This is a genomic window from Collinsella sp. CLA-ER-H6 (assembly GCF_040092305.1).
GTDB lineage: Bacteria > Actinomycetota > Coriobacteriia > Coriobacteriales > Coriobacteriaceae > Collinsella.
Window position 1 is genome coordinate 73,469 of sequence record NZ_JBBNLS010000006.1, and the last position, 18,797, is coordinate 92,265.

An 18,797-nucleotide genomic window follows, 5' to 3' on the forward strand; every position below is an offset into this window, starting at 1 on the left:
GTCGTGCATCGATACCGCTGTTATCCGTTTTTGGTTCGAGAGGGGAACTGTCATGGCTGAAGAATTTGATTTCCATCCGATGTGGGAGAGCCTCGGCATGAATCTTGCCGATCACGACATGCTGCTGGGCGCCGTGGGCCAGATGTACGGCGATATGTTCCTGACGCAGAACAATCGCCCCAAGTCCACGTCCTACCTGGATTTTGTCGCCACCAACATCCACAGCGGCCGTATTAAGGAGATGCTCGACAAGAAAGAGGCCGGCGAGGCCACCAAGATCGTCGGTTCGTTCTGTGTGTACGTGCCCGAGGAGATCGTACTTGCCTGCGATGGCATCCCCGTGGGCCTGTGCTCGGGTGCCGACTGGGCGACCGACAAGGTTGAGGAGCATCTGCCGCGCAACACCTGCCCGCTCATCAAGAGCTTTGCCGGCTTTAAGCTGGGCGAGGTCTGCCCCTACATTGAGTCGAGTGACCTGGTGGTGGGCGAGAACACCTGCGATGGCAAGAAGAAGGCTTATGAGTTTTTTGCCACGCAAAAGAACATGTACGTCATGGATATTCCTAACGTACACGACGAGTCGACGCTCGTGACCTGGAAGGCCGAGGTCAAGAAGCTCGCGGCCAAGATCGAGGACGAGTGCGGCGTCAAGATTACGCCCGAGCGCCTGAAGGCTGCCATCCACGCCGTCAACGAGAAGCGTCGCGCCCTGCAGCGTCTGGCTGCGACCCGCGCTGCCGATCCGGCGCCCATCAGCGGTCTCGACAGCCTGCTGACCGTTCAGGCCGCCTTTATGGATGACACGCCGCGTCTGACCGGAGCCATTAACGATATGGCGGCTGAGTGCGAGCAGCGCGTTGAGGCTGGCGAGGGCGTGGCGCCCAAGGGCACCAAGCGCATCCTGTACACCGGTACGCCCATGGCCGTGCCCAACTGGAAACTGTTCAACCTTATCGAGAAGGCCGGCGGCGTTGTGGTAGGCGAGGAGTCCTGCACGGGCTCGCGCTACTACAAGGACCTGGTCGACGAGTCCGGCGAGACGGTCGACGAGATGCTCGATGCCATTGCCGAGCGCTACTTTAAGATCAACTGCGCTGTCTTTACGCCCAACGACCAGCGTATGAAGGACATCGTTCAGATGGCCAAGGACCTGCATGCCGACGGCATCGTCGACGTGGCCCTGCAGTTCTGCACGCTCTATGAGATGGAGTCGTTTGCCGTGGAGAAGGCCGCCGAGGAGGCCGGTATTCCGTTTATGCACATCACGACCGACTACGCCGGCGAGGATGCCGGTCAGCTCCAGACGCGCATTGAGGCTTTCTTGGAAACCATTTAGGGGTATCCGTCCCGGCGGCTTCCCCAGGCACCCGATCTTGCCGTTCAAACCGTCGCTTGCGTACCAAAGTACGCGGCGCTCCTCTTTCGCGGCAACCTCGGGCACCTGGGAAAGTCGTTTCCTTGGTTGGTTAAAAGGTTTGTTAAGGAGTTATATGTCGGAAAATATTGAGCAGCCGTTGCCGCGCACGTTTGAGGAATTCAACGAGCAGCGCAAGGCCGCGTTTATTCGCGTTAAGGATTACAAGCAGGCGGGCAATCGTCTTGTCGGGTATCTGTGTAGCTATACGCCGCTCGAGATTATCGATGCCGCGGGGGCCGCAAGTGTCGCTCTGTGCGGTACGTCCGATGAGGTGATTCCCGAGGCCGAGAAGGTACTGCCGGAAAATCTGTGTCCGCTCATCAAATCGACGTACGGCTTTGCCTACTCGCAAAAGTGCCCGTTTACGTACTTTAGCGACATGATCATCGGTGAGACCACCTGCGACGGCAAGAAGAAGATGTACGAACTGCTCAACGAGCTCAAGCGCACGCACATTCTGCATCTTCCGCAGGGTCGCGACCGCGCCTACGAGTGCGAGGGCTGGTACGAGGAGTGCCGTCTGCTCAAGGAAGAGCTCGAGAACTTCTACGGCATCACTATCACCGATGACGACCTGCGCGCTGCCGTCCGTCGTCGCAACCGCCTGCGCGCGGCCCAGCTCGAGATGTTTGCGCTTCAGGCCAACCAGCCGGCGGCCATGAGCGGTGTCGACCTGATGAGCACCATGTTTGCCGGTACGTTCAGCTTTGATATCGAGGCTTATACGCAGCAGCTGGAGCAAAAGGTTGCCAAGCTGCGCGAGGCCTACGACGCAGGTGAGCGCCCGGTCGCGGCAGACGCCAAGCGCATTCTGATCACCGGCTGCCCGGTGGGCGGCGTGATCAACAAGATCGGCCGTACCATCGAGTCCAACGGCGGCGTGGTCGTGTGTATGGACGACTGCTCGGGAGAGCGCACGGCGGCCATGATGATCGACCCGGAGGCTCCCGATATCCTGCGCGCGATTGCCGACCGCTACCTGGACATTAACTGCTCGGTCATGACGCCCAACGACGGTCGTATGGAAAACACGCTGGCCATGTGCGAGAAGTACCATGTCGATGGCGTGGTAGAGAGCGTGCTGCAGGCCTGCCACACCTTTAACGTTGAGAGCGCACGCATGCAGGAGGCCGTCGAGGGTGCGGGTATTCCGTATATGAAGATCGAGACCGACTACAGCAACGGCGACATGGGTCAGATCGAGACCCGCATCGCCGCCTTCATCGAAACCCTCTAGCTTCCTCAGGCACCGGATCTTGCCCCTCAAACCGTCGCTTGCGAACCCAAAGTACGCTGCGCTCCTCTTTCGGGGCAATCTCCGGCACCTGAGAAACCTAGAGCTAAGGCGCCTGAACGCGCCGCTACCTTTGATGTTTAGATTGGGAGAGAGCCATGATAGGGATCGGTATCGATATCGGGTCTACGGCGGCTAAGGCTGCTGTGGTCGACGGGGAGGGTTCGGTGGCGTGGACGTGCGTGCAGCCAACCGGGTTCTCCTCGGTCGATGCTTCCGAGCGGCTGCGCGAGGCACTGGCAGCGGCTGGCTACGACGTGGCTGCCGACGACGTGCGCGTGATCGCGACCGGCTACGGCCGTGTCGCCGTGCCCTATGCGCACAAGGTCGTGACCGAGATCACCTGCCACGGCACCGGTGCCGTGCGCCTGTTTGGCGATCACGGCACGGTGATTGACGTGGGCGGCCAGGACACCAAGGTCATTCAGCTTAAAAGTGGCCGCGTGGCCAAGTTTGCCATGAACGACAAGTGCGCTGCCGGTACGGGGCGCTTTTTGGAGATCATGGCCGACCGTCTGGGTATTTCCCAACAGCAGATGGCCGACCTTGCGCGTTCCGGTGAGCCCACCAAGATCAGCAGCATGTGCACGGTGTTTGCCGAAAGCGAGGTCATCAGCCTGATCGGTCGCGGTGAGCCGCGCGAGAACATTGCACGTGGCGTGATCGACAGCGTGGTCTCGCGCGTGGCGACCATGGCCGGGCAGGCCGCGGGCGCCCCGTACTACCTGACCGGTGGCCTGTGCGAGAACGCCTTCGTGGTGGAGCGGTTGGGCGAGCTGCTGGGGTCGCCGGTGACCACCTCGCCCCAGGCTCGCTTTGCTGGGGCCATCGGTGCTGCCGTCCGCGCGCGGGCGCTGGTTTAAGGGGCCCTGCCGATGCGCATCCTCAACATCTCGGCCCAAAAGCCCGATAGCACGGGCAGCGGCACGTATCTTTCGGCGCTCGTGCGCTCCCAGCTGGCAGACGGGTGCGAGCCCGCCGTCCTCTGCGGCGCCGCCCCGGGCGACACGCAGGGCGACATCCCGGCGGGCGTACCCGTCTATACCGTCGACTTCGACACCCCTGAGCTGCCCTTTCATATCTGCGGCATGTCCGATGTCATGCCTTATCCGTCCACCCGCTACCGCGATCTCACATCTCAGATGGCCTCGGAATTCGAAGACGCGTTTTGCCGCTCGATCGAGCGTGCAGTGGCCGAGTTTGAGCCCGACGTGCTGCTTTGCCACCATCTCTATCTGGTGTGCGCCCTCGCACGCGAGCTTGTGCGCGACCGCCCCGTGTGCGCCGTCTGCCATTCGACCGATATCCGCCAGATGCGCTCGCACGGCCTTGAGCGCGAACGCGTCCTTGTGGCTGTGCGCGCGCTCGATGCCGTCTTCTCGCTCCATGCGGAGCAGGCCCAGCAGATTGTGGAGACCTATGGGGTCGACCCGGCACGCGTGCGCGTGGTGGGCACGGGCTACGACCATCACGCGTTCTGCCCCGACGCCGCTGTTCAGCGCCGCGTCGACAGTCTGGTCTTTGTGGGCAAGGTCTGCTTCAAGAAGGGCGTGGCCAGCCTCTTTGAGGCCCTGGGCCTGGTGGACCGCGGGGCGCATCCGGATCTTTCCCTCACGCTGGTGGGTGGGCATGCGCACGACGATGAGTTCCAGCAAATCGAGTCTGCAGCCGCAGCATCGACCGTTCCCGTGACGATCACGGGGCGGGTAGACGGCGAGGAGCTCGTCCGCACGTATCGTACGAGCGAGGTCTTTGTGCTGCCCTCGTTTTTCGAGGGCCTTCCACTCGTCACGATCGAGGCCCTCGCCTGCGGCTGCAAGGTTGTCATGACCGAGCTTCCCGGCGTGCGCCCTTGGATGGAGGCGGCCTTGCCTGGGGCACCCGTCGCGTGGGTTACCCCGCCCACCATGGTCGATGTCGATACGCCGGACAGCCGCGACCTTCCGCGCTTCGAGCGCGACCTCGCCCAAGCCATCCAGGACGCACTTGACGCTCCTGCGCCGTGCTTCGACACCTCAGGCGTCTCTTGGGATGCCTGCTCGGAGCGTATACTAGAGACCGTTCAACGCCTGCTCGTACAGAAAGGAGGCATCGATGGCTAACGATCATATCCGTCTGACGCAGATGACGGCCGCGAGCGGTTGAGCCGCCAAGCTGGCTCCCGGAGCCCTTGCCCAGGTCCTGGGTGAGCTACCCAATGTTCCCAACGAGCGCCTGCTCATCGGGTTCGATACCGCTGACGATGCGAGCGTCTTCAAGGTGGGGGAGAACCTGGGCCTCGTGCAGTCCGTCGACTTCTTCCCACCCATGGTGGACGACCCCTTCCTCTTTGGCCAGATCGCCGCTGCCAACTCGCTGTCGGATATCTACGCCATGGGCGGACGACCGAGTCATGCCATGAACTTGCTCTGTATCCCCAATTGCTTGGGTGTCGAGGTTGCCGGTCAGATCTTGGCGGGCGGCGCCGACAAGTGCGTCGAGGCGGGTTGCTCCATCGCGGGCGGCCACACCATCAACGACGACGAGCCCAAGTACGGGCTGTCCGTCTCGGGTTTTGTGCAGCTCGACCGCATGCTCGCCAACAGCGGCGCGCGCGTGGGCGATGCGTTACTGCTGACCAAGGCGATCGGATCGGGCATCATCACCACGGCCATTAAGGGTGAGCTTGTCGAGCAGGACGAGGCCGCAGCCATGTTTGACTCGATGCGCACCCTCAACGAGGCGCCGATTCGTCTGGCCGAGGGACTTGAGCTTCACGGCTGCACCGACATTACGGGCTTTGGTCTGATCGGGCACGCGTGCGAGATGGCCGAGGGCTCGGGCGTGCAGGTTGAGCTTGCGTCGGGGGCGGTGCCGCTCTTTGACCAGGTGCTCGACATGGCGCGTCTGGGCATTATCCCCGCGGGCTCCTACCGCAACCAGGACTTCTTTGGCCCGCGCGTGGCTGCCGACGAGGACCTGGAGCCGGGCATGCTCGACGCGCTGTACGATCCGCAGACGTCTGGTGGCCTGCTTATCGCGGCACCTGCTGCCGATGTGGATGAGCTTGCGCGCCGCCTACATGCCGAAGGACGTATCGCCGCCGTCGTCGGTCGCGTGTGCGAGCTGGTTCCAGGCGGTCCTGCCGTCCACGTTGTCCGTTAACGACACGTTTATTGAACTATGCACTGTTCTAAAACGATTTATTCGAAAGGAAAAACTATGTCTACCAAGATTGAAGTCAATGCCATGGGCGATGCCTGCCCGCTGCCCGTCGTCAAGACGCTTAAGGCACTCAAACAGCTTGATGGCGAGGGCGCTGTGGTGACCTCGGTCGACAACGAGACCGCCGTCAAGAACATTTCCAAGATGGCGCAGGAGAAGGGCTGCACGGCTTCGGTCGAGAAGATCTCGGACGCCGAGTGGCACGTGACCGTGGCGACCTCTGGCGCCGTTGCCGTGGCCGATCCCGAGCAGGATGGCGCTGCCTTCTGTGATGCCAGCGCCGGCAAGGGCAAACTCGTCATTTCCGTCTACACCGACTGCATGGGCCGTGGCGACGACGAGCTGGGCCACAAGCTCATGAAGGCGTTTATCTTTGCCGTGACGCAGCAGGAGGAGCTGCCCGCGACCATGCTGTTCTACAACGGCGGCGCCAAGCTCACCGTCGAGGGCTCGCCGGTGCTCGACGACCTGAAGGGCCTGGCCGAGCAGGGTGTCGAGATTCTCACCTGCGGTACCTGCCTGGACCACTATGGCATTAAAGATCAGCTTGCGGTGGGCGAGGTCACCAACATGTACGTGATCGTGGAGAAGATGGAGCAGGCCGTGCGCGTCGTGCGCCCGTAGCGTATTGGTTGGAGTTGCCATGAGGGAGAAGCGCCCGGCGCTTGTCATCACGTTTCCCACCACGGCGGCCGCCATGGGGTGCGAGACCCTATGCATCGAGCGCGGCCTTCCCGGGCGAACGATTCCCGTGCCCGGGGAGGTCGCTGCCGGCTGCGGTCTGGCGTGGAAGGCGTTGCCTGCCGATGAGGAGCTGCTGCGCAGCGAGCTTACCGCGGCGGGCGTTCCCACCGAGGGCTATACCGTGATTGATATGTGGGAGGTCGTGCGATGATCTACCTGGATAACGCAGCGACGACCATGCACAAGCCGCAGACGGTCATCGATGCCGTGACGCAGGCGATGTGCTCGCTCGGCAATGCCGGGCGCGGCGCCACGTCGGGTGCCCTCGATGCCGCGCGTACGATTCACACTTGCCGTGCCAAACTCGCGCGCCTTTTGGGTTGCCCGAGGGCGGACCATGTGTGCTTTACGCCCAACTCCACCGCGGCGCTCAACACCGCCATCAACGGGGTGGTTTGCCCCGGCGACCGCGTGGTTACGACGGTGCTTGAGCACAATTCGGTGCTACGTCCGCTCAATCGCTTGGCGGCGGAGCAGGGGGTGACGGTTGAGCATGCGGGTTGCGATGCGGACGGCGTTCTCGATTATGACGAGCTCGAGCAGCTGGTCACGCCGGGCACGCGTGCCGTGGTGGTGACGCACGCCTCCAATGTGACCGGCAATGAGGTCGACATTGCGCGCGTGGCCGCCATGGCCCATGCTGCCGGCGCGCTGGTGATCGTCGACGCCTCGCAGTCTGCCGGCGCGATGCATATCGATATGCAGGCCATGGGGCTCGACATTGTGTGCTTTACCGGCCATAAGGGGCTCATGGGTCCGCAGGGCACCGGCGGCCTGGCCGTGGCGGAGGGCATTGACGTGGCTCCGTGGGCCATGGGCGGCACGGGCGTGCACAGCTTCGATGCGCTGCAGCCGCTTGGGTGGCCCACGCGCCTTGAGGCGGGCACGCTCAACGGCCACGGCATCGCGGGACTTTCCGCAGGTCTCGACTTTATCGAGGCGCAAGGCGGGGTCGAGGCGATTGCGGCACACGAGCGAGCACTGGCGGATCGCTTCCTTGCCGGTGTGCGCGAGATTCCGGGGATTAAGCTCTACGGTGCGTTTGACCAGCCCGTGCGCTCGGCGATCGTCTCACTCAACGTGGGTGATATCGACTCTGCCGAGATCTCGGACGCGCTCATGCAAGGGTGGGGGATTGCGACGCGCCCCGGCGCCCATTGCGCTCCGCTCATGCACCGCGCGCTCGGGACCGAGCGCCAGGGTGTCGTTCGCTTCTCGTTTGGGTATTTCAACACGGACGAGGAAGTCGACACTGCGATTGACGCTTTGCGCGATTTAGCCTGCTAGAGCGTATATACTTGCGGGACGGGTCTTTTGCCCGTCCCGTTTTTGTTTCGACCCGAAAGGTGTGCCTATGGCCTCATCCGCACCGCGCGGTCTGCGCTCCGACCATGTCGTTACCGTCGGCATTGCGCTGTTCTCGATGCTCTTTGGCGCCGGTAACCTCATCATTCCGCCATTGCTGGCGCTGCAGGCAGGTTCTGCCACGCCGGTCGCCATGCTCGGCTTTCTGATTGCCGCCATCGGCCTGCCCGTCATGGGTTTTATCGCCGTGGCGCTTGCCGGAACGGCACGCGAGCTTGCCGGCCGCGTGCACCCCAAGTTCGGTGAGTTCTTTGTCGCGGCGGTGTATCTGGCCATCGGCCCGTGCCTGGCCATTCCGCGCACAAGCTCTACGGCCTTCGAGATGCTGGTGCCGCTACTGCCCGAGGGTGTTTCGCTCGGCACGGCTCGCCTGGTGTTTGCCGTTGGCTTCTTTTTCGTCGCGTTTGCTCTCACGCTGCGCCCGGGTGTCATCACGCGCGTGCTCGGCCGCATTACGGGCCCCGCGCTCATTGCGCTCATCGTGTTGGTCGTGGGTGCCGCCGTGGTCTCGCCACTGGGACCGGCTGCCGCGCCTCAGGCTCCCTACGATGCAGGCGCCGCCGTGCAGGGCTTTTTGACTGGCTATCAGACCATGGACCTGCTCGCGTCGCTCGCCTTCGGCATCATCATCGCCGAGACCATCCACGAGTTGGGCGTTACCGACGATAGGCGCGTGGCCTTCGAGATCTCGCGTTCGGGTGTGATCGCCGGCGTGCTCATGGCCATCATCTACTGCGGCCTGGCGCTTGCCGGAATGCAACTCGGCACGGTTATGCCCGATGCCACCAACGGCGCTGCCATCCTCGCTCGTTCGGCCTCCATGCATTTTGGGCTTGCTGGCACGGTCGTGGTCTTCGCGATCTTTTTCCTCGCCTGCATGAACGTGTGCATCGGTCTTATTAGCTGCTGCTCGCGCTATTTCTGTGAGACGTACGTAGTTGAAGGGGGAGCGGAGGCTTCCGAGGAGGCCATGCGCCGCCCCTTCGCGATCCTTGCCTTTGTGTTCGCGGCGTTTTCGTGCGTGCTCTCCAACGTGGGCCTCGACGTGATCCTTATGTTCTCGGTGCCCATGCTTAACGCCTTGTATCCCGTCGCCATCGTGCTGGTTCTCATGGGTTTGGTACACGGCTTTTGCGACGCTCATCCGCAGGTGTGGGTCTGGGTTGGCGGTGTGGTTGCCGTGCAGAGCGTGATCACCTCGGTCCGCGATGTGTTCTTTGGGGGCACGTGGCTGCCGTTTGATGCGCTGCCGTTGGCGGATATCGGTGCCGCGTGGGCGCCGGTTGCCGTGGTGGCATTTGTGATCGGCCTGCTCCATAGTCGTTTTGTCGCACATTCGAGGAGCTAAGGCATCAATGCTTGCACAGGCGGGGAGTCTCCCCTATAATTTCCTTCGCTTTGGGACACGCAAGGTTTAGACCTTAGCTGCTCAACACCTTCGGGACGTGGCGCAGTTTGGTAGCGCGCCTGCTTTGGGAGCAGGATGTCGCAGGTTCAAATCCTGTCGTCCCGACCATATCTTGCGGGCGTAGTTCAATGGTAGAACCCCAGCCTTCCAAGCTGATGACGCGGGTTCGATTCCCGTCGCCCGCTCCATAAGATAGATGAATGGCTCTGGTTCCTTTTGGGACCAGAGCCATTTTCATATACATGCCGGGACCCCACATACCCACCTAAGTTGCGGTGAAATAGTTCCTGGATTAGCCACAAAAGCTGTTGTCCAGGAACTATTTCACCGCAACTTATTGAGGCCGAGCGGGGCGGTTCGATGATGGGTTCTGTTGTCGAGAAGATGAGGACAGCCGGTCAGGAGTCTGCGTAGGGTTTTGTGGTTGGTATACCGTAGCCGCGCATCATGGAGCCGAACGCTTTGACATCGTAGGTGTCTGAGAGCTTGAAATGAATGACGTTGTGGCCCATAGCACGCAGGTTCGCGTCGCGCACGAGGGCAGCTCGATAGGTTTTTGCCGCAGTATGTTCCGGATCATTTTGGGCATCGCCCTCAAACTTGCCCAGCCCATGCAGCTCAGCCAGCATCCAAGAGCCGTTTGGCATCTGCCAGCCGTAATCTGCCAAATAATAGCCGGCGTTTCCCGGTCGAGTGATTTCAACCTGAAGTTCGGGAGCGGCAACTCCTGCCATAATCATTGCCGCTCGTGCTTCGGATTCTCCACCGTTATCCGACCTGCCATCCATGTGTTCAAAAACGTCAAATGCGCGCGCGATGCCGTGCAATCCGCGGCAGTTCGCTTGTGCATATGCACGCAATTCTTCACGCTCGACACCGTACTCACGAGCCAACCCGTCGACATAGCCTAGTGCATATCGAAAAGCGCTCGTTCGGGCGATGTCGACCACCGTGCGATATGGATCCGTTAGCGTAAACGGGCCGAGCTGCCATACGTCGCCCGGTCGCCAGCGTCGGTATTCAACGAATTCGTACATATCGCGTCTGGTGGAACGCGGTAGCAGCACTTGCACCTTGTCGAGAAGCGAATATGCAGAACCGATGCCATAGAGCAGCGCCGCCGTTGCTCCACAAAACACGGCATCCGGTTCAACGACCGCAATAGCGGATGCCAATTGAAAGATGCGATCTTCGACGCCGAGGTCATTCCAATACGCGGGATCAGCGTAGACATGGTTGTAGAGTCGAATAATCATCTCTTTTTGCATGAGCGCGTAGGCACAGCGTTCGTCCCATTTTTTGGTAGCTATAAACAGGTGCCCGCCATGATGGGCCTCGAATAACCGGAAGAACAGCTCTGCTTGCGGTTTGGAACAGCGTTTATCATGACTCATTTTCGACCCCATGGTCTCGAGGGGGGAGTGAATGACACTACGCTATCCCATATTTGGTCCGCCAGACCTTGCCATGAACTGACCAAAAGCTTGACGGGGCAGGTCAGAGCCATGAGCCAGAGCCAAACATATCGGCAAACGGTTGATTAGTGCCCCTCGGTGGCACTAAAAACCACCCTTACAGAAAGTTGCGGTGAAATAGTTCCTGAAAAGCTCGAATAAGCCTAAATCCAGGAACTATTTCACCGCAACCTAAGAGGGGATGGGGTTAGTGGCGGGGGCGGTGGCGGAGCTTGTCGATGGTGGAGTCGGTGCTTCGGCTGCGGGATTCGGCGGCGCGGTCGCGGGCGTCGGCAGCGGTTTGGCGCTGGCGGCGGTAATCGATCATGCCTTGGATGATGGGCTTGCCAAAGCTCACGACATCATCGTTGTAGATGGCGGTTCGGGCTGCGAGGAGGCAGTCGGTAAAGTCCATATGGGTTTTGCCAAAGAGTTTGACGGCAAGGGCGACAACGGTGGGCTCGTCGACCATGACGTCATCGAGCAGCCTTTTCATAGCCGCAGCAATCTCAACGCGGGGAACCTTATAGACGTCGCGCAGCGTGACCACGACGCGCGTGATGATTTCGGGGTAGACACGAGCGGCGCGCGTGGCGATGACCTTGGCGGCGCGCGGGGACAGAACTTCGTCGTCGTCAAGCAGGTAGCGCAGGATGACGGTCTCGTCGATGATGGTGCTACTCATGGATATCTACTTCCTCGGGACCCAAAATCGAATCGTCGTTTTCTGTGGCAAGGTACTCAATCCAGGCATTGCGTTCCTCGGCGCGGCGATTGGGGTCACCATATGCTTTGAGCGATCCATAGGCGGCGGTGCCAACCTTTGAGCGCACGGCGACTGGCTGAAAGGGAAGCTTGCGCATCAAAATGCTCTGCGCGACAAATAGGCGGACAGCCTCGGCAAGCGATGTGCCCATGGCGTCGTAGAGGCGCTCGGCATGCTGCTTGTCCTCTTCGCGAATGCGCACCTGCAGGATGGCTCGTTTTTGCGTCGATGACATCACTGCCCTCCCTTAGCTAGCGTGCAATATAGTCGGTCAAATGCGGTATATACCGACATCTTAGAATCTTAAAACCATTACTTTATTTTACTCAAGTAAATAACCATTAACACGAATACAAGCGTAGTACATCCAAAATGAGAGCGCGTAAAAATCTCTGAGGCGTACGCATGTAATACACTCACCTTTATAGCTTCTAGAGAATAATTCCAACCTGCCAAAACCCCTGCAATACACCCGTATTGCAGGGCCTATGCTCAAGTTTGCCACCTGCAACTGCGTATATTTAGCCTGTATATCGTTGGAGGAACTCTATCGAAGCGCCTGTTTCGCCGCATGCGCTCGATACGCCGATGCCGGACCACGGGCGGTCCGGGGCAACGTCGACAGGGTCTCTCCGGCATGGGATTCAGGAGGGAGTGAACAACATGGGCAATAAACGAGTCGTGGCTGATTCTTCACGCTGCATTGGGTGCCAAACCTGTATGGCGGCGTGCATCGAGGCACACGATATTCCCGGCAACATCGCCGCACCTCGCTTGCGCGTGACGCGAACGTACGAGATTTCCGCGCCGGTGGCATGTCACCACTGCGAGGACGCTCCGTGCGCCAAGGCCTGCCCCACGGGCGCCTTGTTCTTTGATCCAAAGAACCATCGCATCGGCGTCAACGAGGACAACTGCATCGGCTGCAAGAGCTGCGTCATGGCCTGCCCCTTTGGCGCCGTGAGCGTTGCGACCACGCAGGTCCCCGTCTTGATGGGTGATGTGCGCGTGGGTTCGCAGACCAAGAGCTTCGTGCTCAAGTGCGACCTGTGCGTGGACCGTCCCGGCGGTCCGGCGTGTGCCGAGGCGTGCCCGACCAAGGGCCTCACCCTGGTAGACGAGGAGCGCCTGGCAGAACTGACTGCCGAGCGTGCCCGCGCCACCATCGAAAACGAGGCGTAGGCGGGTGGCCATACAGGCCCAATGATTGTCAAATAAGTACCGAGCATTCGGTAGCAGAAAAAGGAAGGAGGGTGTCATGGAGAAGCATAAAGTGATCTGCCCGTACTGCGGCGCCGGTTGCCAGTTTAACCTCCTGGTCCAAAACGGCCAGGTCGTGGGTACCGAACCGCTCAACGGCATCACCAATCAGGGCGAGCTGTGCCTTAAGGGCATGAGCGGCTACGACTTCATCAACGACACCAAGATCTTGACTCCTCGCGTACTGCACCCGATGATCCGCCGCACTAAGGGCGCGGATCTTGAGCGCGTAAGCTGGGACGAGGCACTGGATTTCACCGCATCTAAGATGCAGGCCATAATTGACGAATATGGTCCTAACGCTGTCATGACCACCGGCTCTTCGCGAGGCGGCGGCAATGAGGCGAACTACGTCATGCAGAAGTTTACGCGTGCGTGCATCGGCACCCACAGCGTGGACAACTGCGCCCGTACTTGACACGGCCCTACTGTCCTCGGTCTGATGGACACGGTTGGTTCAGGTTGCATGTCATGCTCCATCCCCGGTATGGAGGATGCGGGCTGCATTTTCCTCTTCGGCTATAACCCTGCCGATTCGCACCCCATCGTCGCAAGGCGTATCGTGCGAGCCAAAGAAAAGGGTTGCAAGATCATCGTCGCCGACCCGCGCCATATCGAAACCGCGCGTATCGCCGATCTCTACCTTCCGATCAAGAACGGTTGCAACGTTGCGTTCCTCAACGCCTTTGCCAACTGTCTGGTCAACGATGGCCTCTACGACAAGGAATTCGTCGCCGAGCATACGAACGGCTTTGACGAGTGGTGGGAGACCATCAAGAACTACACTCCCGAATCCGTACAGGACATCACGGGTGTCGAGCCCGCGTTGATCCACCAAGCTGCCGAGATGTACGCCACGGCGAAGCCCTCTGCCATCATTGGCTGGGGCATGGGCGTATGCCAGCAGAAGCAGAACCTGAAGACGGTGCACACCATCGCCTCCATCGCCTGCGTTGCCGGCCAGATCGGCAAACCCAATTCCGGCCTCGCGCCCGTGCGCGGTCAGAATAACGTCCAGGGCTCCTGCGATATGGGCATGCTGCCCAACCTGTACCCTGGCTACCAGAAGGTCACCGACCCGGCAGTGCGTGCCAAGTTTGCCAAGGCTTGGGGCGTGCCCGAGGAAAAGCTCCCGCTCGAGGAGGGCTACAAGCTCACCGACCTGGGCCACCTGGTCGACGAGGGCAAGGTGCACTGCTTCTACAACTACGGCGAGGACCCGGTGCAGACCGAGCCCGATTCGGCCGGTATGCGCAAGACGCTCTCCGAGCTGGATCTGTTCATTTGCCAGGACATCTTTATGACGCAGACGACTATGCTCGCCGACGTCATCCTGCCTGCCACCTCTTGGGGCGAGCACGAGGGTGTCTTTACCGCATCCGACCGTAGCTTCCAGCACTTTGACGCAGCTGTTCCGCCCAAGGGCGAGTGCCGTCACGACTGGGAGATCTTCGCGGACCTGTCCACGCGCATGGGCTATCCCATGCACTACGACAACACCGAGCAGATCTGGAACGAGTGCATTAGTCTGTGCCCCAACTTTGTGGGCGCGACCTACGAGAAGATGGCTCCCGAGGGCGGCTACGCCCAGTGGCCCGTCAAGAGCACCGATGTGAATGACCACGGTACGCCCGACATGTTCGCTGGCGGCAAGTTCACCACCAAGGACGGCCGCGCCAACCTGATGGCGCACGACTGGGAGGCGCCCTCCGAGCTTCCCGACGATGAGTACCCGCTCATCCTGTGCACCGTCCGCGAGGTCGGCCACTACAGTTGCCGTTCGATGACCGGCAACTGCAAGACGCTGGCGCTGCTCGCCGACGAGCCTGGCTTTGTCCGCATGAATCCCGCGGACGCCCAGGCGCGTGGTATCAAGAACGGCGACATCGTCTCGATTCACAGCCGCCGCGGCCAGGTATACAGCCGCGCCGACGTGAGCGACCGTATCAACAAGGGCACGGTCTATATGACCTACCAGTGGTGGATCGGCAAGTGCAACGAGCTGACCATGCACAAGGTCGACCCGGTCTCGCATACGCCCGAGGACAAGTTCTCCGCCTGCCAGGTCGACGCTATCGCCGACCAGGTCTGGGCTGAGGGCGAGGTCGAGCGTCAGTACACCGAGCTCAAGCAGGCTCTGGTGGACGCCGCCGCTCCCCAGGACGTTGAGCCTGGCGCCGCCAAGTTCGACGACGAGACGCACGTGAACCAAATCGTGTAGTCCCGTTCTCGTTGGCTTTTTGGGCCGGGCGTCCCGTACGTTCGGGAGCCCGGCCCGTTATTTTGAAAGGAAGTGGGGATGAACCGCTTCATCGACATCAACCCGGAGAGGTGCATCGGCTGCGGAACATGCCAGTCCGCCTGTGCCGACGCCCACCGGATGCAGGGTCTTCAGGATACGCCGCGCCTGGCGCTCGTGAAGACCGGCGGTATTTCGGCCGCCCTTGCCTGCCACCATTGCGAGGGTGCTCCCTGCGCCGAGGTTTGCCCGGTGAATGCCATCGAGCACGATGGCGATCGCATCCACGTCAAGGAGCAGGAGTGCATCGGGTGCAGGCTGTGCGCCATCGCGTGCCCCTTCGGAGCCATCCATCCCGATGGCACGTCTATCGCCGGTGTCGCAGGCATGTGCGACCCGACGCCTTCGTATCCTAAGTCCCTGAGCAGCCTGCTTACGTGGGCTCCTGGCCAGTACACCAGCGCCGTCAAGTGCGACCTGTGTGCCTTCGATCCGGACGGCCCGCATTGTGTGGCGGCGTGCCCCACCAAGGCGCTGACCGTCATGGGCGGCGCGGCCGATCGCGAGCTCGACGAGGCCAAGCGCCTGCGCTCGATCGAAAACGGTCCAGTCGTCGACGTTACCGCTGTGGCCCAGGGCCTGTCCGAGAAAGCAGAAGGGAGCGTAAACAATGGATAGCATGACGCTGTTTATCGCATCGCTTGCCGTCTCGTGCATCGGTGCGCTCGCCTCGGTTCTGCTGATCAAGGCCGATAACGCCGCCAAGACCGCCGGCTGCCTGATCGGCGCCGTCGCGGCCGTGCTGTCGTTCATCGCGGGCCTCGAGGCCGTGCTTGGCGACGTTTCGTCCCTCAACACGGTCTTCTTTTTCCCGTTCGCCCGTCTCGAGCTCTTGCTCAACGGCCTTGCGGGCCTGATCGTGGTCCTCATCTCAATCCTCGCCTTTGCGGGCTTCATCTACGGTCTGTCCTACTTCGATGAGTACCCGGGCAAGGTCGGGCGCGCCGGTTTCTTCATGAACACCTTCGTCGCCTCGATGATGCTCGTCATCACCGCCGACAACGTGTTCTGGTTCCTGGTCGCCTTTGAGCTCATGTCCCTTACGAGCTACTTCCTTGTCGTTATCGAGGAGAACAAGAACTCCATTAGGGGCGGTTGGCTCTACTTCGTCATCGCGCACGTGGGCTTTGTCCTTATCATGGCGAGCTTCCTGCTCATGACCAACGGCGTGGGCGGTTCCTTCAGCTTCAGTGATTTCCGTACGCATGACTTTGGACCCGCCGTCTCCTCCGCGTGCTTCGTCCTCGCGTTCTTCGGATTCGGCGCAAAGGCCGGTATCATCCCGCTGCACTCCTGGCTGCCCCAGGCGCACCCCGAGGCGCCGTCCAACGTGTCCGCCCTCATGTCCGGCGGCATGATCAAGATCGGCATCCTGGGAATCCTCAAGGTCGGTCTCGACCTGCTCGCGGGTTCGGGCGTCCAGCTCTGGTGGGGCCTCATGGTCCTGGTCTTCGGATCCATCTCGTCGGTCCTGGGCGTCGTCTACGCCCTCCACGAGCACGACATTAAGCGCCTGCTGGCCTACCACTCCGTCGAGAACATCGGCATCATCTTGCTCGGTGTCGGCGCGTCCATGACGGCGCACGCCCTGGGCAACGACGTCATCGCGACGATCGCGCTCATGGCCGCCCTCTACCACACGCTCAACCACGCCATGTTCAAGGGCGAGCTGTTCCTCGGCGCGGGCTCCCTGCTCTATGCCACGGGTACGCGCAACATGGAGAAGATGGGCGGCCTGTTCCGCCGTATGCCGGTCACGGCCGTCTGCTTCCTCATCGGTGCCCTTGCCATCTCGGCTATCCCGCCGCTCAACGGCTTCGTTTCCGAGTGGTTCACCTACCAGTCCCTGTTCAACATCTCGACGCTCTCCGACCCGGTCGTCATGGTGTTCGCCGTCGCCTCCGCGGCCGCCCTCGCCATCACCGGTGCCCTGGCCGTCACGTGCTTCGTGAAGGCCTACGGCGTCTCGTTCGCGAGCAGCCCTCGTTCCCAGGAGGCCGCGAACGCCAAGGAGTCCCCGGCTCCGATGTTGTTCTCGCAGATGCTCCTCGCGGCCATCTGCGTGGTGCTGGGAATCGGCTCTCCCGTCATCGCCCCGGTTCTGGGCGACGTCGCCCAGAGCGTGCTTGCCGGCTCTGCCGTCACAGCCACCTCGGGCGTGTCTCTGGTGAACGAGATTTCCGGTGCCGCCACCTCCACCCCCGCGATCGCCATCGCGCTCGTGGTCCTCACCGGCCTCGCGTTCGTGTTGAGGTCCTGCCTCAGCACCAAGGCCCCCGCTAAGAAGACCGACCCTTGGGCGTGCGGCTACGAGCCCAACGAGCACATGCCCGTCGTCGCCACGAGCTTCGCGTCAGACGTAGAGCTCTTCATGGGCCCGCTCTACACCCTGCGCGAGGTATGCACCAAGATCTGCTGGTCCATCGCGCACGTGTTCCAGAAGCTCACCGGTGTCGCCCAGGGCGTTGAGCCCCTGCCCGACCGCTTCCTGGTCGATGCACCGAGCGAGGGTGCCGATAAGCTGGCCGGCCTCGCCTCCAAGATCGAGGGCGGCAACTACTCCGTATACATCTGCTACATCGTCGCGGCGCTCGTGGTCTTCCTCGTGCTCGCCGTGGTCATGGTCTAGAGAGGGGAGAGGATATTATGAACATCGTTCTTGCGATAGCGCAGGGCCTCGTGGTCATGCTGGTCGCGCCCTTCTTCTCCGGCCTCGCCCGTGTGATTCGCGCGAAGATGCACAATCGCCGCGGTCCGTCCATCCTTCAGGATTACCGGGACCTCGCGAAGCTCATGGCGCGTCCCGAGTCCGTGAGTTCCGACTCGAGCTTCGTGCTGCGCATCATGCCGCCGCTGTTCCTCGCGGTGTCGTTCATGCTCGCCATGGGCCTGCCCATGTTCACGCTCGAGAGCCCCATGCCCGTCTTTGGTGACGCCATCACCATCATGTACGCGCTCGCGCTGTCCCGCTTCTTCTTCGCGCTGTCCGGCGTGGATTCCTCCAACGCCTACGCGGGCTTCGGCGGTATCCGCGAGCTCCTCATGAGCGTGCTCATCGAGCCGTCCATGCTCATCGCGCTGTTCACCGTCGCCATCGTGTGCGGCTCCACGGACATTGCGACCATGGGCCAGCACATCGTTACGGGCAACGTCTCGAGCGTCGTCGCCGTTATCCTCGCCGGCGTCGCCTTCGCGGCCGCCTGTTACATGGAGCTCGGCAAGCTTCCATTCGATCAGGCCGAAGCCGAGCAGGAGCTCCAGGAGGGCCCGCTCGCCGAGCTCTCCGGCCCGTCCCTGGCCATGATGAAGCTCGCCATGGGCATGAAGCAGGTCGTGGTCGTCGCTTGGTTCACCTCCATCTTCATCCCCTGGGGAGAGCCCGCGACTATCGGCGTCACCGCTCTCGTGGGCGCCGTCGTCTTCCTTGTCAAGTGCCTGGTCGATTTCGTTGTCTGCGGCGTGCTCGAGAACTCCGTTTCCCGTTCGCGCTTCAAGGTGCTCGGTAACCAGACCTGGGCCGTCGTCGGCATCGCGGTCCTCGCGTTCGTCTTCGTCGTCGTAGGCGTGTAGGGAGAAGGGAGAAACT

Annotated in this window: 17 protein-coding genes and 2 tRNA genes; 16 read left to right on the forward strand and 3 right to left on the reverse strand. The window is 61.5% G+C overall.

Annotated elements, in window-relative coordinates; translation table 11 throughout:
• Positions 1 to 52: 52 nt before the first annotated feature.
• From AAAX77_RS03965 to AAAX77_RS04015, 11 genes are all read left to right on the forward strand, one after another.
• Positions 53 to 1,336: a double-cubane-cluster-containing anaerobic reductase gene (locus AAAX77_RS03965; protein ID WP_138340013.1), complete on the forward strand. Its 1,284-nt coding sequence runs from the start codon at positions 53 to 55 to the stop codon at positions 1,334 to 1,336.
• A gap of 154 nt (positions 1,337 to 1,490) precedes the next feature.
• The gene (locus AAAX77_RS03970; RefSeq protein WP_349104872.1) at positions 1,491 to 2,654 is read left to right on the forward strand and encodes a double-cubane-cluster-containing anaerobic reductase; all 1,164 of its coding nucleotides are present in this window, start codon (positions 1,491 to 1,493) and stop codon (positions 2,652 to 2,654) included.
• A 155-nt stretch (positions 2,655 to 2,809) separates the two neighbouring features.
• Positions 2,810 to 3,574, forward strand: coding sequence for an acyl-CoA dehydratase activase (locus AAAX77_RS03975; RefSeq protein WP_349104873.1), 765 nt, complete (start codon positions 2,810 to 2,812; stop codon positions 3,572 to 3,574).
• 12 nt (positions 3,575 to 3,586) lie between these two features.
• On the forward strand, positions 3,587 to 4,813 hold the full coding sequence (locus AAAX77_RS03980) for a glycosyltransferase family 4 protein (protein WP_349104874.1): 1,227 nt from the start codon (positions 3,587 to 3,589) through the stop codon (positions 4,811 to 4,813).
• Positions 4,806 to 5,855 carry a selenide, water dikinase SelD gene (gene selD, locus AAAX77_RS03985; RefSeq protein ID WP_349104875.1) on the forward strand — a complete coding sequence of 350 codons (1,050 nt, stop codon included), beginning with the start codon at positions 4,806 to 4,808 and terminating at the stop codon, positions 5,853 to 5,855. Before AAAX77_RS03980 ends, selD begins: the two co-directional genes overlap by 8 nt.
• A 57-nt stretch (positions 5,856 to 5,912) precedes the next feature.
• Entirely contained in the window at positions 5,913 to 6,539 is a 627-nt protein-coding gene (yedF, locus tag AAAX77_RS03990; protein WP_349104876.1) for a sulfurtransferase-like selenium metabolism protein YedF, read from the forward strand.
• A 19-nt stretch (positions 6,540 to 6,558) separates the two neighbouring features.
• Positions 6,559 to 6,810: a DUF3343 domain-containing protein gene (locus AAAX77_RS03995; RefSeq protein ID WP_117746402.1), complete on the forward strand. Its 252-nt coding sequence runs from the start codon at positions 6,559 to 6,561 to the stop codon at positions 6,808 to 6,810.
• Positions 6,807 to 7,946 (forward strand): aminotransferase class V-fold PLP-dependent enzyme, encoded by a 1,140-nt coding sequence (locus AAAX77_RS04000; RefSeq protein WP_349104878.1) that lies wholly within the window; start codon positions 6,807 to 6,809, stop codon positions 7,944 to 7,946. The genes AAAX77_RS03995 and AAAX77_RS04000 overlap by 4 nt, the downstream gene beginning before the upstream one ends.
• A gap of 67 nt (positions 7,947 to 8,013) precedes the next feature.
• A complete protein-coding gene (gene brnQ, locus AAAX77_RS04005; protein WP_349104879.1) occupies positions 8,014 to 9,372 on the forward strand; it encodes a branched-chain amino acid transport system II carrier protein in 1,359 nt (452 codons plus the stop codon).
• 91 nt (positions 9,373 to 9,463) lie between these two features.
• Positions 9,464 to 9,540 (forward strand) — tRNA-Pro (locus tag AAAX77_RS04010).
• Between the two features lie 6 nt (positions 9,541 to 9,546).
• Positions 9,547 to 9,620 (forward strand) — tRNA-Gly (locus tag AAAX77_RS04015).
• A gap of 210 nt (positions 9,621 to 9,830) precedes the next feature.
• On the opposite strand, the gene AAAX77_RS04020 is transcribed toward AAAX77_RS04015, so the two are convergent.
• From AAAX77_RS04020 to AAAX77_RS04030, 3 genes are all read right to left on the reverse strand, one after another.
• The gene (locus tag AAAX77_RS04020) at positions 9,831 to 10,826 is read right to left on the reverse strand and encodes a hypothetical protein (RefSeq protein ID WP_349104880.1); all 996 of its coding nucleotides are present in this window, start codon (positions 10,824 to 10,826) and stop codon (positions 9,831 to 9,833) included.
• Positions 10,827 to 11,094: 268 nt separating this feature from the next.
• The gene (locus tag AAAX77_RS04025) at positions 11,095 to 11,571 is read right to left on the reverse strand and encodes a hypothetical protein (RefSeq protein ID WP_349104881.1); all 477 of its coding nucleotides are present in this window, start codon (positions 11,569 to 11,571) and stop codon (positions 11,095 to 11,097) included.
• Positions 11,564 to 11,887: a type II toxin-antitoxin system RelB/DinJ family antitoxin gene (locus tag AAAX77_RS04030; protein ID WP_349104882.1), complete on the reverse strand. Its 324-nt coding sequence runs from the start codon at positions 11,885 to 11,887 to the stop codon at positions 11,564 to 11,566. The genes AAAX77_RS04025 and AAAX77_RS04030 overlap by 8 nt, the downstream gene beginning before the upstream one ends.
• A gap of 428 nt (positions 11,888 to 12,315) precedes the next feature.
• Here AAAX77_RS04030 and AAAX77_RS04035 point away from each other — a divergent pair, with 428 nt between their 5' ends.
• From AAAX77_RS04035 to AAAX77_RS04055, 5 genes are all read left to right on the forward strand, one after another.
• Positions 12,316 to 12,834 (forward strand): 4Fe-4S dicluster domain-containing protein, encoded by a 519-nt coding sequence (locus AAAX77_RS04035; protein WP_022095206.1) that lies wholly within the window; start codon positions 12,316 to 12,318, stop codon positions 12,832 to 12,834.
• Between the two features lie 76 nt (positions 12,835 to 12,910).
• The gene (gene fdhF, locus AAAX77_RS04040; protein WP_117746397.1) at positions 12,911 to 15,133 is read left to right on the forward strand and encodes a formate dehydrogenase subunit alpha; all 2,223 of its coding nucleotides are present in this window, start codon (positions 12,911 to 12,913) and stop codon (positions 15,131 to 15,133) included.
• A 78-nt stretch (positions 15,134 to 15,211) separates the two neighbouring features.
• Positions 15,212 to 15,829, forward strand: coding sequence for a 4Fe-4S dicluster domain-containing protein (locus AAAX77_RS04045; RefSeq protein WP_349104883.1), 618 nt, complete (start codon positions 15,212 to 15,214; stop codon positions 15,827 to 15,829).
• Positions 15,822 to 17,840, forward strand: coding sequence for a hydrogenase 4 subunit B (hyfB, locus tag AAAX77_RS04050; RefSeq protein WP_349104884.1), 2,019 nt, complete (start codon positions 15,822 to 15,824; stop codon positions 17,838 to 17,840). The genes AAAX77_RS04045 and hyfB overlap by 8 nt, the downstream gene beginning before the upstream one ends.
• A 17-nt stretch (positions 17,841 to 17,857) precedes the next feature.
• Positions 17,858 to 18,781 (forward strand): NADH-quinone oxidoreductase subunit H, encoded by a 924-nt coding sequence (locus AAAX77_RS04055; protein ID WP_055309580.1) that lies wholly within the window; start codon positions 17,858 to 17,860, stop codon positions 18,779 to 18,781.
• The last annotated feature ends 16 nt before the right edge of the window (positions 18,782 to 18,797 follow it).